This window comes from Janthinobacterium sp. SUN120 (genome assembly GCF_030397735.1).
GTDB lineage: Bacteria > Pseudomonadota > Gammaproteobacteria > Burkholderiales > Burkholderiaceae_D > Janthinobacterium > Janthinobacterium kumbetense.
Genome location: NZ_JAPUBW010000004.1, coordinates 88072 through 99441 on the forward strand (window position 1 = coordinate 88072; position 11370 = coordinate 99441).

Annotated in this window: 12 protein-coding genes; 2 read left to right on the plus strand and 10 right to left on the minus strand. The window is 66.0% G+C overall.

The window, feature by feature from the left end:
- Positions 1 to 10: 10 nt before the first annotated feature.
- The 9 genes from O0879_RS21005 to O0879_RS21045 all read right to left on the minus strand — a co-directional run bounded on the left by O0879_RS21005 (position 11) and on the right by O0879_RS21045 (position 7384).
- Entirely contained in the window at positions 11 to 619 is a 609-nt protein-coding gene (locus tag O0879_RS21005; RefSeq protein ID WP_289912459.1) for a TadE/TadG family type IV pilus assembly protein, read from the minus strand.
- Positions 609 to 1091 carry a TadE/TadG family type IV pilus assembly protein gene (locus O0879_RS21010; RefSeq protein ID WP_289905871.1) on the minus strand — a complete coding sequence of 161 codons (483 nt, stop codon included), beginning with the start codon at positions 1089 to 1091 and terminating at the stop codon, positions 609 to 611. Before O0879_RS21010 ends, O0879_RS21005 begins: the two co-directional genes overlap by 11 nt.
- Positions 1088 to 2515 (minus strand): pilus assembly protein TadG-related protein, encoded by a 1428-nt coding sequence (locus O0879_RS21015; protein WP_289918542.1) that lies wholly within the window; start codon positions 2513 to 2515, stop codon positions 1088 to 1090. Before O0879_RS21015 ends, O0879_RS21010 begins: the two co-directional genes overlap by 4 nt.
- Positions 2505 to 2807 carry a hypothetical protein gene (locus O0879_RS21020; RefSeq protein ID WP_289918545.1) on the minus strand — a complete coding sequence of 101 codons (303 nt, stop codon included), beginning with the start codon at positions 2805 to 2807 and terminating at the stop codon, positions 2505 to 2507. Before O0879_RS21020 ends, O0879_RS21015 begins: the two co-directional genes overlap by 11 nt.
- 16 nt (positions 2808 to 2823) lie before the next feature.
- Positions 2824 to 4254 (minus strand): type II and III secretion system protein family protein, encoded by a 1431-nt coding sequence (locus O0879_RS21025; protein WP_289918547.1) that lies wholly within the window; start codon positions 4252 to 4254, stop codon positions 2824 to 2826.
- A gap of 38 nt (positions 4255 to 4292) precedes the next feature.
- Complete coding sequence (cpaB, locus tag O0879_RS21030; protein ID WP_289918549.1) at positions 4293 to 5150, minus strand: Flp pilus assembly protein CpaB; 858 nt, start codon at positions 5148 to 5150, stop codon at positions 4293 to 4295.
- Entirely contained in the window at positions 5147 to 6520 is a 1374-nt protein-coding gene (locus O0879_RS21035; protein ID WP_289918551.1) for an ATP-binding protein, read from the minus strand. The genes cpaB and O0879_RS21035 overlap by 4 nt, the downstream gene beginning before the upstream one ends.
- 93 nt (positions 6521 to 6613) lie before the next feature.
- Entirely contained in the window at positions 6614 to 7147 is a 534-nt protein-coding gene (locus O0879_RS21040; protein ID WP_289905877.1) for an A24 family peptidase, read from the minus strand.
- Between the two features lie 54 nt (positions 7148 to 7201).
- Positions 7202 to 7384, minus strand: a complete 183-nt coding sequence (locus tag O0879_RS21045; RefSeq protein ID WP_034752975.1) for a Flp family type IVb pilin — start codon at positions 7382 to 7384, stop codon at positions 7202 to 7204.
- A 481-nt stretch (positions 7385 to 7865) separates the two neighbouring features.
- On the opposite strand from O0879_RS21045, the gene O0879_RS21050 reads away from it, so the two are divergent.
- On the plus strand, positions 7866 to 8912 hold the full coding sequence (locus O0879_RS21050) for a GGDEF domain-containing protein (protein WP_099665830.1): 1047 nt from the start codon (positions 7866 to 7868) through the stop codon (positions 8910 to 8912).
- Here the strand turns inward: O0879_RS21050 and O0879_RS21055 are convergent.
- Positions 8909 to 10135: an HD-GYP domain-containing protein gene (locus tag O0879_RS21055; RefSeq protein WP_289918553.1), complete on the minus strand. Its 1227-nt coding sequence runs from the start codon at positions 10133 to 10135 to the stop codon at positions 8909 to 8911. The two genes, O0879_RS21050 and O0879_RS21055, sit on opposite strands and share 4 nt — an antisense overlap.
- A 138-nt stretch (positions 10136 to 10273) precedes the next feature.
- Between O0879_RS21055 and O0879_RS21060 the strand changes: the two genes are divergently transcribed.
- Positions 10274 to 11215: a LysR substrate-binding domain-containing protein gene (locus O0879_RS21060; RefSeq protein WP_289905880.1), complete on the plus strand. Its 942-nt coding sequence runs from the start codon at positions 10274 to 10276 to the stop codon at positions 11213 to 11215.
- The last annotated feature ends 155 nt before the right edge of the window (positions 11216 to 11370 follow it).

Here is an 11370-nt window from a genome sequence, read left to right on the forward strand (position 1 = left end):
GCACTGGCGCTCATGGACAAAAGCCGGGATTGTCCGCATAGCCCAGCGACTCGGCCACCGCCATGGTGGTCCCGCTGGGCAAACGTATGGCGCCTGCGCCGGAGGGAAACATCATCCCCAGCAGCGGCAGGATGGGCCGGTACGGCACGCGCTCGCAGCGCGCGCCGACGCCGGGCTGGCACAGGCGCGCGCGCACGAAGCGGATGCAGCTGGCGCCGTGCGGATCGTCCAAGCAATTGATGCGGTTGCGCTGCGGGCAACCCGGCAGCACCGTCACCGGCAGTGCCGCCAGCGCGGCGCCGCCACCGCTCTCCGACAAATAATCGATGCGCACATGCGCGTCGCCGAGGCCGCCGCCCAGCGGCAGCGTGCCCGGCGTGGCGCGCAGCACGGCGTGCGTGCGCACGGCTTGCAAGGCGCCGGCATTGCTGAAATCGGTGACGGCGGCCGCGCGCGCCGCGCGCCGGGTAATTTCATGCACCATGTTCCACATGTACACGGCGCGCGCCATTTCCAGCATGGCGAACAGGAACAGGAAGAACAGCAGCGCCAGCATGGCGAATTCGACGGCGAAGACGCCGCGCTGGCGCTGCCGGCGGAGGCGCGGGTTAATGGACATAGCGCAACGTCGCGTTGGCCCGCAGCGGGATCGGCGCCAGTTGCGGCAGCCACTTGCGGGTCAGCCCCGGCAGGAAATCGACCGGCATGTCGGCGGTGACCTTGATGCGCACCTGCAGCGGCGCCGTCGCGTAGCTGCCGCAGGCATAGGAATCGTCGGCATACACGCATTCCACGTTGACCCACGCGGGATTGATGCCCGGCCAGCTTTCCGCCATCGCCTCGGCCACCATCTCCCGGGCCAGCGCGGCGCCCTGGCTCGCCGCGTCGAACTTGCCCATCTGCGGCAGCGGCATGGTCGCCATGTAGCGCGCCGCATCGTGCGCGCTTTTTTGCAGGGCCGTGTACACCAGCAGCGCGCGGCCGAACAGCAGCACGAAGGGCAGCAGCGCCATGAAAAACAGCAGGATCAGCGCCAGCTCGATGGCGGCGACGCCGCCCTGGCGGCGCGCAGCGCGGCGGAGCGGCCTCATTGCAGCAGCTCCGCGGGGCCGGCCAGCGCGCCCTCGTCCACCAGTCCGGCAAATTCGGCGCTCAATACGCCATTGCTGGCCGGCGCCGTCATGAAGAAGCGGCCGATGCCGCGCACCCGCGCCAGCACGTCGCTGCCGGCCGGCACGGGACAAGCCAGCAGGGGAATATGCAGCAGGCGGCGCTGCGCCACGCCCGTGTTGCTGGCCGGCGCCGTCTGGAAGCCCAGCGTCTGGTAGGGCGGCGTGGCTGGGTAGCCGGACTTGGCGGCCGGCGCGGCCGGGCTGGCCGGATACAGCCTGGGCCAGTCGCTGGTGGCAAACGGCAGATAGCCGCCGGCCGGCTTCGGGTTGCTGTACCTGGCCGCCCGGGAAAACGACCACAGCGGTCCATAGCTGCCGACGGCGGGCGGCGTCGCGTTCGATTCCGGATCGGCCACGGACAGCAGCGGATTGCCCGTGCTCAGGGCGCTCGGCGCGTCGGGCATGTTCATCATCCACCAGCTCGCGGCCGTATTCGGATAGGCGCGGATATTCGTGTCGGGCGGCGCCGTGACGGCATGGCAGCCGCTGCCCGCATGCTGGTTGAAGCGCGCGTTGAAGGCCGTCCACAGCGCGGCGGGAAAAGGCCGGTGCACATGCACCTGGGCGCCGCCGATGCGCGGATACAGCACCGTGCCGCTGCAGACAAACGGCAGCACGCTCGCTTCGCCGACCTGCTGCGACGACCCCAGCACGCCCGGCTGGCCCAGCGGATTGAGCACGAAGTGTTCGGCCGCGGGGCCATGCGGGTTGAGTTTTAACAGGTTATACGCCACGCCGCGGCGAAAGCCATATTCCAGCAACTCGACGGCCGGCAGCAGCGCCGCATTCGTGCGCGGGCTGGCCGCGCTGGCCGACAGCGCGCAGATGGCCAGCGGCGTCAGATACAAGCTGGTGCGCCCCGCCACGGCCCGCGCGCCCGTCTCCAGGCTGCGCAGCGCCGGCGACCAGGCACCGAGGAACGCCGTCGCCACCCGTCCCAGCGAGGGGGTACTGGCTTGCGTATCGACGCGCACGAACAGCGCCGTGGCGGCGTCGGGCACGGCGCCAGCCGCATGCCAGCCGCTGGCAGGCGCGTCGGGCGCGCTGGCGAAGCGGATGCTGGCGTCCGACAAAGTCGCGCCCTGCATGCGGCGGCGCCATGCGCTGCGGTCGGCCGCACTGCCCTTGGCTTTTTCCACGGCGACGAGCAAGCCCTCGGGCGTGCCCACCAGTTCCGCGGCCGCCGCCATCGCCGCATTGTCGGCCAGGTTCTGCAGCTCCGTCTTGCGGCCGATGACTTGCCCCACATCGAGCGCCAGGCCGACAAAGCCCAGCACCACGATGAGCAGGATGGAAAAGGCGATCAGCATCGCCCCGCGCTGGTGCTGGCGTCTATTTACCACTGCCGCCTCCCAGCATGAATTGCACCGGCTGCGGCGCCTGGGCATTCGGTTCGGCGAACGAGGCGCGGTAGCGCTGCATGACGGCGTGCGCACTGGGTCCGTCGAGACCATCGGCCGGCGTGCGATTGACGGCAGCGGCCGGATCGCGCACCTGCTGCGCCATGGACAGGCGCACGGCGTCGCCGAAGCGCCGGTCCAGCTGCGGCGTGCTGCCGTGCGCGCAGGCGGCCAGCTGCAAGGCCAGGGCCAGGGCGGCGCAGCGCCGCAGCGACGTCAAGAACGAGTTCGGCATGGCGTATCTCCCCGTCTCATTTCAACTCGAAACCGTTGGCCGCGCGCGGCGGCGGCACGGACGGCGGCGTGCCTTCCATCTTGCCGCCCAACATCAAGTCCATGCGCGAAGGCGGCGCCAGCTGCGCCGTCGGCAGCACGGCATCGGCCGGCAAGGGTTTGACCAGGTGCGCGGTAATGACGAACAGCAATTCCGTGCGGTCGTGCTGGAAATCCGTGCTGCGGAACAGCGCACCGAGGATGGGCACTTCGCTGAGCCAGGGCACGCCCGTGATGTTGCTCACCTGGTTATTCTTGATCAAGCCGCCGATGGCGTAGCTCTGGCCGTCGTACAGCTGCACCGTGGTCGAGGCGCGCCGCGTGGTGATGACAGGCAAGATCGAACGCCCGCTGACGCCGGCCGCGGAAATGCCCACGCCCTCGCGCGACAGTTCCGACACTTCCGGCGCCACCTTCAGATTGATGCGCCCGCCCGACAGCACGGTGGGCGTGAAGCGCAGGCCGACGCCGTATTCGCGCTCTTCCAGCGTGATCTTGTTGTTGTCCTGGCCGACGGGAATGAAGATCTTGCCGCCGGCCAGAAAACTGCCTTCCTGCCCGCTGATCGCCATCACCGTCGGTTCGGCCAGGATGCGCACCAGGCCATCCTGTTTCTGCGCCTCGATGGTCAGCTGCTGGCGGCCATTCGACTTGCGCACGTCGAGCAAGCCATTCGCCGTGCCGCTGAGGAAGTTCGACAGCAAGGTGGTGGCCCAGCTGCCGGACGCGAGGCGCAGGGTGGCGCCCACTTCCAGCCGCTCCAGCAGGGACTTCGACACTTCGGCAATTTGCACGGCCAGCATCACCTGCTGCGGCGCGCTGACGTCGAGCATGTTGATGATGCGGCTGTGCGCGCCGCCCGCGCCGCTGGCGGGCGCCGTGGCGGCGGGCGGCATGGCGGCGCCATCGGCGGGCTTGGGCAGCGCCAGCGCGACCGTGGCGCGGCGCACGTAGGCGTGCGCCAGCTCGACGGCGCGCAGCACGGCGCCCGCATCTTGCACCGTACCCGACAGTACAAGAGTGTCGGCCACGGCCGTGACGCGGATGGCTTTTTCTTCCGGCATCAGCGCCGCCAGGGTCGTTTGCAGGCCGGCCGGGTCCATGCTGACGCTGACATTCACCACGCTGCACACGCCGCTTCGTCCCTGGATGATCATATTCGTGCTGCCCACGTCGACGCCGACCACGTACAAGGTGTCGGGCGCGACCAGCATGGCTTGCACCACGGCCGGATTGCCGACGCTGCGCTGCTGCACCGCCTCGGGCAAGCGCAGCATGCTCGACTTGCCCACCTGCAGCTGCAAGTGGCCGGGCGAGGCCGCTTCGCCGCCGCAGCGCGGGCCAGGATCGGCCGCCGCGCCGGCAAGCGGCGACAGCAGGCAGAACAGTATCAGCAGGGCGCGGTTCATGAGCGTGTCCATGGTTGAGCAAGGCAAAGGCCAAAAGGCTAAAAACATTCGCGCGACTGGCGCGTCCCGTCGATGACGCCGCTGCACAGGCGCTGCGGTTCCGGCGGCGCCTTCGCCACGCGCACGGGACGCGGCGCGGCGGCCAGCACGGGCGCGGCGGCAGGAGGGGCCGGCTCGGCGTCATGCGGTCCGCCCAGCAGGGTCAGCTTGGTGGCGCCCGCCGTCACGCCCGGCTGCGGGTCGACCTGGTTGCGCAGCACCAGCGACAGGCTGCCCACGCTGCGCGCCAGGTCCAGGTTTTCCGCCTGTTCCGGCGTCACTTCCAGGGTCACGGCATTGACCACGCGCGGCTTGGTCTCGTCGCGCCCCACTTCCTGCGCCACGGCCAGCACGAGGATGCGTTCGAGCACGATCTTGGAAATGTTGCGGCTTTGCGGAAACGCGCGGTCGCCGGCATCCTGCTGGGTGCTCACGATGATGTCGACATAGTTGCCCGGCAAGGCGAAGCCGGCCACGCCGATCACATCGTTGACGCGCACGGTGATGGCCCGCCGCCCTTCCGTGATCAGGGCCGACAGGCCGCCCAGGGTGCCGGCCGGCGCCAGCTTGGCCTCGCTCAGGGGCTCGCCGCGCAGCACGCTGGTTTTCAGCACCCGTCCCGCCAGTGTGGCCGGGTCTTGCAGCGCGCCCTGCGGCAAGCTTTCCGCCGGCCATTCGGCCAGGCGCAGCATCTCCGGCGTCAGGCGCTGGCCCAGGTTGACATCGCTGGCGGCCACGACGATCTTGCCCTTGCCGGCCGGCGTCTGGCGCAGCAGCCAGTGCGAGGCCAGCAGCACGGCCAGCAGGCCCAGCACGACCGCCAGGCCCATCATCAGGAGGGCGCGCCGGTTCTTCATGCGATGCGCTCGCACAGGCTGGCGGCCGGCATGTCGCAGCTGGCGAACAGGCTGCCCCAGGCCTGTTCCAGGGCGGCCACCGTCAGGCGCGCCTCGCTGCCGGCAAAGCCGGCGAAGTCGCCTATGCGCGCCAGCAATTCCTGCGGATAGCTGGCCAGCAAGGGCCGTCCCTGCGCGCCATGCAGCTGCAGCAGATGGTTCAGGGCTTGCTCGTCGATGGCCATGCCGGCCAGCCGGCATTGCTGGCGGAACAGGGCGCGATAGGCGCTCTCGGTCAGCGGCCCCACCTGCACCTTGTAGCCGATGCGGCGCAGCAAGGCGGCGTCAAACAGCTCATCAGGCGGCACGTTCGTGGCCAGCACGAGGGCATTGTCGAACGGCACGCTGATCTGCACGCCGCCGGGCAAGCCCAGCTGGTCGCTGCCGCGCGCCAGCGGCTGCATCAGCCGCGTCAGCAGTTCTTGTGCCCCCAGGCGCTGGCGGCCCAGGTCGTCGATGATCAGCATGCCATTGTTGGCGCGCACATGGGGCGGCGCCTGGTAGCAGCCGCCGCTGGCGTCATGGCGCAGCTCCAGCATGCCGGCGTCGAGCTCGGCGCCCACGTGGATCACGGGACGCTGGCACAGCACCCAGCGGATGTCCGTGCTGCGCCGCTCCAGCGCCTGGCGCGCATGGCTGACGTGCTGCGGCGCGGGCGGCAGGTGCTGGGCCGGATCGTACAACTGGATGATGTCCTGGCCGACGACGATGGCGTAGGGCACGGCGACCAGCCCGTGCAGCAATTGTCCCAGCTGCAGCGCCAGGGTCGACTTGCCGCTGCCGGGCGGACCGTACAGCAGCAGCGAGCGTCCCGAATGCAGGGCCGCGCCGACCACGTCGAGCATGCCCGGCCCCGCATGCGCGCCCCCCAGCACGGCGGCCAGATCGTCGCTGCCGACGCGCTGTTCCTGCGCCAGCCACGACTGGCGCGCCACCATGGCGCGGTACGCTTCCAGGGTGACGGGAGCGGCGCCGATATACGCGCAGCGCTCGAGGAAGGCGCTGGCGCGCTGCTTGCCGGCGCCCGTCAGCTGGTACTGCACGTCGATATCGGATTCGCCGCGCCAGGCCACCTCGGCCATCTGCTCCGTCACCATGAAATCGAGCACTTCGCGCAAGACATTGATCGACAGGCGCAAGCGCGTCGTCAGCGCGGACAGGTGCGTCTTGCCGCCCACAAACATCAGCTTGGCGATCAGCTCGACCACCAGCGGCCGCTCGAGTCCCGTTTCACGCAAGCTCTTCGGCTGCGGCGGCAGGGGCGGCATCAGGTTCGCGTCGGCAGGGCGCGGCGCACTCTCGGTGCTCAGGGAATAGTCGACCTCGGTCATGCTGCGTCTCCAAGCCGGTTAAGAGGGCATTCAACAGAATTCATTCTAGCGAGCGGAGACTGGCGCCCATTGATCAAGAGCAATGAATACCAATCAGAAATAATGGCGCCCCTGCACCGCCAGGCAGCCCAGGGCAATGGCCAGGCCGTACGGCATGTTGCCCACGCTGGCCTGGCTGCCGAGTGCAGTTGGCGCCAGGGGAATGCCGGCCATGCGCGCGATCATCGGCCACAGCAGCTGGCGCAGATTGCCCAGGCAGGCGCGCCACTTGCCCTGCCAGGTGATCATCAGCACGGCCATCACGCCGCCCAGGACGAACGTGGCGAAACAGATCTGCAGCACGGGCCAGGGGCCGGCAAAGGCACCCGCCATGGCGATCAGCTTGACGTCGCCGGCGGCCATGCCGCGCAGCACATATAAGGGTAAAAAGAGGAAAAAGCCCGTCGCCATGCCGCCCAGCCACACGGGCAGCACGCTGTGCGGCCACAGCCACAGGTGCAGGGCCAGGGCGGCGAGGATGCCGGACAACACCACACCATTCGGTATCTTGCGGCGGATCAAATCACTGACGGCGGCCCCCGTCACGAAGCACAACAACAGCAAATCGCACAAGGCGGTTGCAGGCATGGCACACCTCCCGAAAAAAAACCCGCCGCTGGCCGGCCAGCGGCGGGCACCCGCTTAGGGCGTCAACACCAGGTTCGACGAAATGTCGGTGAGGACGGCCAGCAAGTTGGTCTTGATCAGCAAGAAACCGGCCGTGATGGCGGTAGCCATCAAGGCCGCAATCAAGCCGTATTCGATTGCCGTAATGCCATCCTCATCCTTGACAAACTGCTGTACTGCCGACAGGAAGGTATGCATGACAAGCTCCCAAAAGTGAATCACAAGTCCCTGGCGCAATCGGGTGTGAAACATTGCCCATTCCTGCTAATATGTTTCCTGCCGTAAATTTCTGCGCCATTGCATTGACTATAAAGCGTCCACGTTTTGGCAAATTGACGCGCCACAAGTTTCCATATGGAAATTATCAAACCCTGTCGACATGTCGGCTGACGCAAACAAATGTTGCGATCTGGATTGAAAGCCTTCGTCAGGGCAAGTTTTTTGCAATGCAGTGCATGAATCTCATGTATTTACATGAAATATTGCATACGTTAATTGCCTATTAGGCAAAAAGACATTATCCTGCTTAGCTCTTCTTTGGAAAGGCCTCTCGCCCGGCGGTACAGAGCGTCATGCCACCAAATAAATCTTGGCTTCTTGTAGACGGACGCGAACATGCTCTTGCTTGATGCAATGCTGGTATGACGACACTTGTGTGACTACTTTCCAGAGATCGACAATGGATTCCCTACTGAAACACATGGTGGACATGACCGGGCACCGCGACCACACGATGCTCGACATCTCCGTGATCTCGGCGGTCCAGGAACTCGCTGCCGCATCGCAGACCCGTGTGCTGGCCCTGACCACCGTGCGGGGCCAGGTGTTCGTGCGGTCGCGGGCCATCATCGTGGCGGGCAGCGTGGCCCGCATGGAAGAGCACACCGATCCTACCCTGCCGGGCGAACCGCTGTCGGACTACCCGGCCCTGGCCGCCTGCATCAAGCGCCATGAAGCGAGCGCCGACACCCTGTGCGCCGACGGCCGCCACCTGCTGTGGCTGCCCATCTGGATCGGCGACCAGGTCACCACCTGCCTGGAAATCACCAATCCCACGCCCTACACGGGCGCCACCATCCAGGTGATCGGCGGCATCGTCAGCGTGTACCGCAATTTCCAGAACCTGCTCGACTACAGCGAACGCGATTCGCTCACCGGCTTGTTGAATCGCAAGACCTTCGACGACCAGCTGGCAAAAATCCTGCAAAGCCGCGGCGAACCGGAAGCGGAAAAGCCGCGCCCCGTGGATGAAGAACGGCGCCACCATACGGATACGGAACGGCAATGGCTGGCCGTGATCGACGTCGATCATTTCAAACTGGTCAACGATAAATTTGGCCACCTGTATGGCGATGAAGTGCTGATCCTGATCGCCAACCAGCTGCAATCGTCGTTCCGCTCGCAAGACCGCATCTTCCGCTTCGGCGGCGAGGAATTCGTCGTGCTGCTGCGCTCGATCACGCTGGAAAATGCGCAGAAAATCATCGACCGCTTCCGTACCAATGTCGAGGCACACGACTTCCCGCAAGTGGGCAGGGTGACCGTCAGCGTGGGTTTCGTCAGCATCAACGCCTACGAAGCGCCCGTCATCATCCTCGGCCGCGCCGACCAGGCCCTGTATTACGCGAAGAGCCATGGCCGCAACCTGGCGTGCCACTATGACGAGCTGGTCGCCAAGGGCCTGTTAACTACCATTACCTCGAACGATACGGCGGAATTTTTCTAGGCATCCGCCAGCGATAAAAAGCGCATGGGATCGACCTGCCACTTGGTAGCCGACTCATGGCCGACGATCTTGTCGGCGCCGCCGAAGCCGAAGCCGCGCGACAGGTCGACCGTTTCCGGCTTGATGTAGGTTTTGCTCTTCGTACTGAAAAACACATTCACCTTCGGCGCCAGCAGATTGCTCTCGTGCGCCTCGATGACGACGGCCAGGCGGCCCGATTCCAGCATCACCATGGTGCCTACCGGATAGATACCCACGCAACGCATGAAATCCTGCGCGAACACGGGATTGAAGTGGAATTTGCTCCATTCATAGATCTTGCGCAAGGCTTCGGCCGCGGGAATGCCCTTGTGATAGCTGCGGTCCGACGTCAGCGCGTCATACACGTCGACGATGGCGGCCATCTGCGCCAGTTCGCTGATGGCGTCGCCGGCCAGCTGGTCCGGATAGCCGCTGCCGTCGCGCCGTTCGTGGTGGTGCAGGGCGATGTCGAGCGGTATCGCGCCCACCTCGGGCGACTGGCGCAGGATGTCGTAGCCGTCGCGCGGATGGCGCTTGATCAGGGCAAATTCTTCCGGCGTCAACGGACCGGGCTTGTTCAGCACGCTGTCGGGCACCAGGGCCTTGCCCGTGTCGTGCAGCAAGCCTCCAAGGCCCGCCTGGTGCGTGGTCGTGGCATCGATGCCGCGCGAGCGGCAAAACGCCACCAGCAGCGCGCACACGCTGACGGAATGCAAAAAGGTGTAATCATCCTTGGTCTTGATGCGCAACAAGCCGACGAGGGCGCCGGGATTGCGCAGGATCGATTCGGTGATGTCTTGCACCGTGTGCTGCACGCGGTCGAGCTCGACGGCCTTGCCCAGGCGCACATCGGCCATCACCGTGCGCACCAGGCTGGTCGCCTGCCGCCGCACCTGCGTGGCGCGCGCCAGTTCCATGCCCAGCGACACGCGCGTGACCACTTGCAGCGGCGCGGCGATCTGCACCAGTTCGCGCTCCGTCTCGGCGCGCGCCTGCGCCACGGTGGGCGCGTCCTGCACGTCGAGGCCCTTGCCGCTGTCGATCACCACATCGTGGATGCCGGCCTGCATGATCTTGCGGATTTCATCGTCGCTGCGCAACAGGAAACGGTTGCGCACGAATGGATGCGTCATCCAGTCGCAACTGAGGTCATGGATGTACATGCCCACTTTTAATTGAGACGAATCAACTTTCTTGAGCATGCTGTCATCCCACAAATACACGGCTGGAGCACCGAAGGCGCTAGAATGAGTATAACAAAATTGTTATTCTGCTGGCCGCGTTCGGCGCCGTGGCGCAACACCCGGTTTTTTCCGCTCAACGCACCGCTTCTGGGACCCATGGAACTGCGCCAATTACGCTACTTTGTTGCCATCGTCGACCACGGCTCGCTGTCGCGCGCAGCCCTGATCCTGCACGTGGCGCAGCCAGCCCTGACGCAGCAGCTGCGCCAGCTGGAAGAGGAACTGGGCGTGCAGCTGCTGCACCGCTCGGCGCAGGGCGTGCTCAGCACGGATGCGGGCAAGGTGTTTTACGAACATGCGCAGGCGATCCTGAAACAGGTGGCCGACGCCCGCTCGGCCGTCACGCAAAGCGCCACGCGGCCGTCCGGCAATGTCACCCTGGGCTTGCCGCACAGCATATCCGGCGCCCTGGCCCTGCCCTTGCTGCTGGCCGCGCGCGAACGCTATCCCGAAATCACCCTGCAACTGACGGAAGAAATCACGGGCAACCTCAATGAACAGCTCAAATCGGGCCGCATCAACCTGGCCGTGCTGTTCGACGACGGCCAGCTGACGCCCTTTGCCTGCAGCCCGCTGGTGGAAGAGGAGATGCGTTTTATCTGCCGCAACGATTCGCCATTCGCGCCCGCCGGCCATGCCGTGTCGTTCCAGCAAGCCTTGAGCGCCACCCTGATCCTGCCGGGCCTGCAGCATGGCGTGCGCCCGCGCATCGACAGCCGCGCGCGCGAGCTGGGCCTGGAAACGGCGAACGTGATCGAGATCAACTCGATCGCCATCCTGAAATCGGCCATCCTGGCCGGCATGGGCGCCACCATCCTGCCGGCCGCCCCCCTGCTGGCCGAGCTCGACAGCGGCGCCATGCGCAGCTACGCCATCCACAGCCCCGTCCTGTCGCGCACGGTGGCCCTGTGCGCCTCGAAAAACATTCCCCTCACCAATGCGGGCAACGCCGTGAAAAACCTCGTGCTGCAAGTGGCCGCCGAACTGTGCGGCAGCGGGCGCTGGGTGGGGGCGCATGTGCTCGCGCCCATGGCATAAGTATTTCTTATACCCCCATCGGCAAAGCGTATTTGCCCCCTTTCCTGACTCGTTCTACACTGACCACATTAACTATTTTAAATTTAAAATAGTTATGTGCCGCCCACACGCGGCCATCCCGTCTGCACAGTGCGCGCCTTACCGGGCGCGTCCCT

Bases quoted from the DNA above. Each gene is read 5' to 3' on its own strand.
- O0879_RS21055 (WP_289918553.1), bottom strand. From the start codon at position 10,135: ATGCTCAAGAAAGTTGATTCGTCTCAATTAAAAGTGGGCATGTACATC.
- O0879_RS21005 (WP_289912459.1), bottom strand. From the start codon at position 619: ATGTCCATTAACCCGCGCCTCCGCCGGCAGCGCCAGCGCGGCGTCTTC.
- O0879_RS21050 (WP_099665830.1), top strand. From the start codon at position 7,866: ATGGATTCCCTACTGAAACACATGGTGGACATGACCGGGCACCGCGAC.
- O0879_RS21060 (WP_289905880.1), top strand. From the start codon at position 10,274: ATGGAACTGCGCCAATTACGCTACTTTGTTGCCATCGTCGACCACGGC.
- O0879_RS21040 (WP_289905877.1), bottom strand. From the start codon at position 7,147: ATGCCTGCAACCGCCTTGTGCGATTTGCTGTTGTTGTGCTTCGTGACG.
- O0879_RS21025 (WP_289918547.1), bottom strand. From the start codon at position 4,254: ATGAACCGCGCCCTGCTGATACTGTTCTGCCTGCTGTCGCCGCTTGCC.
- O0879_RS21020 (WP_289918545.1), bottom strand. From the start codon at position 2,807: ATGCCGAACTCGTTCTTGACGTCGCTGCGGCGCTGCGCCGCCCTGGCC.
- O0879_RS21010 (WP_289905871.1), bottom strand. From the start codon at position 1,091: ATGAGGCCGCTCCGCCGCGCTGCGCGCCGCCAGGGCGGCGTCGCCGCC.
- O0879_RS21035 (WP_289918551.1), bottom strand. From the start codon at position 6,520: ATGACCGAGGTCGACTATTCCCTGAGCACCGAGAGTGCGCCGCGCCCT.
- cpaB (WP_289918549.1), bottom strand. From the start codon at position 5,150: ATGAAGAACCGGCGCGCCCTCCTGATGATGGGCCTGGCGGTCGTGCTG.
- O0879_RS21045 (WP_034752975.1), bottom strand. From the start codon at position 7,384: ATGCATACCTTCCTGTCGGCAGTACAGCAGTTTGTCAAGGATGAGGAT.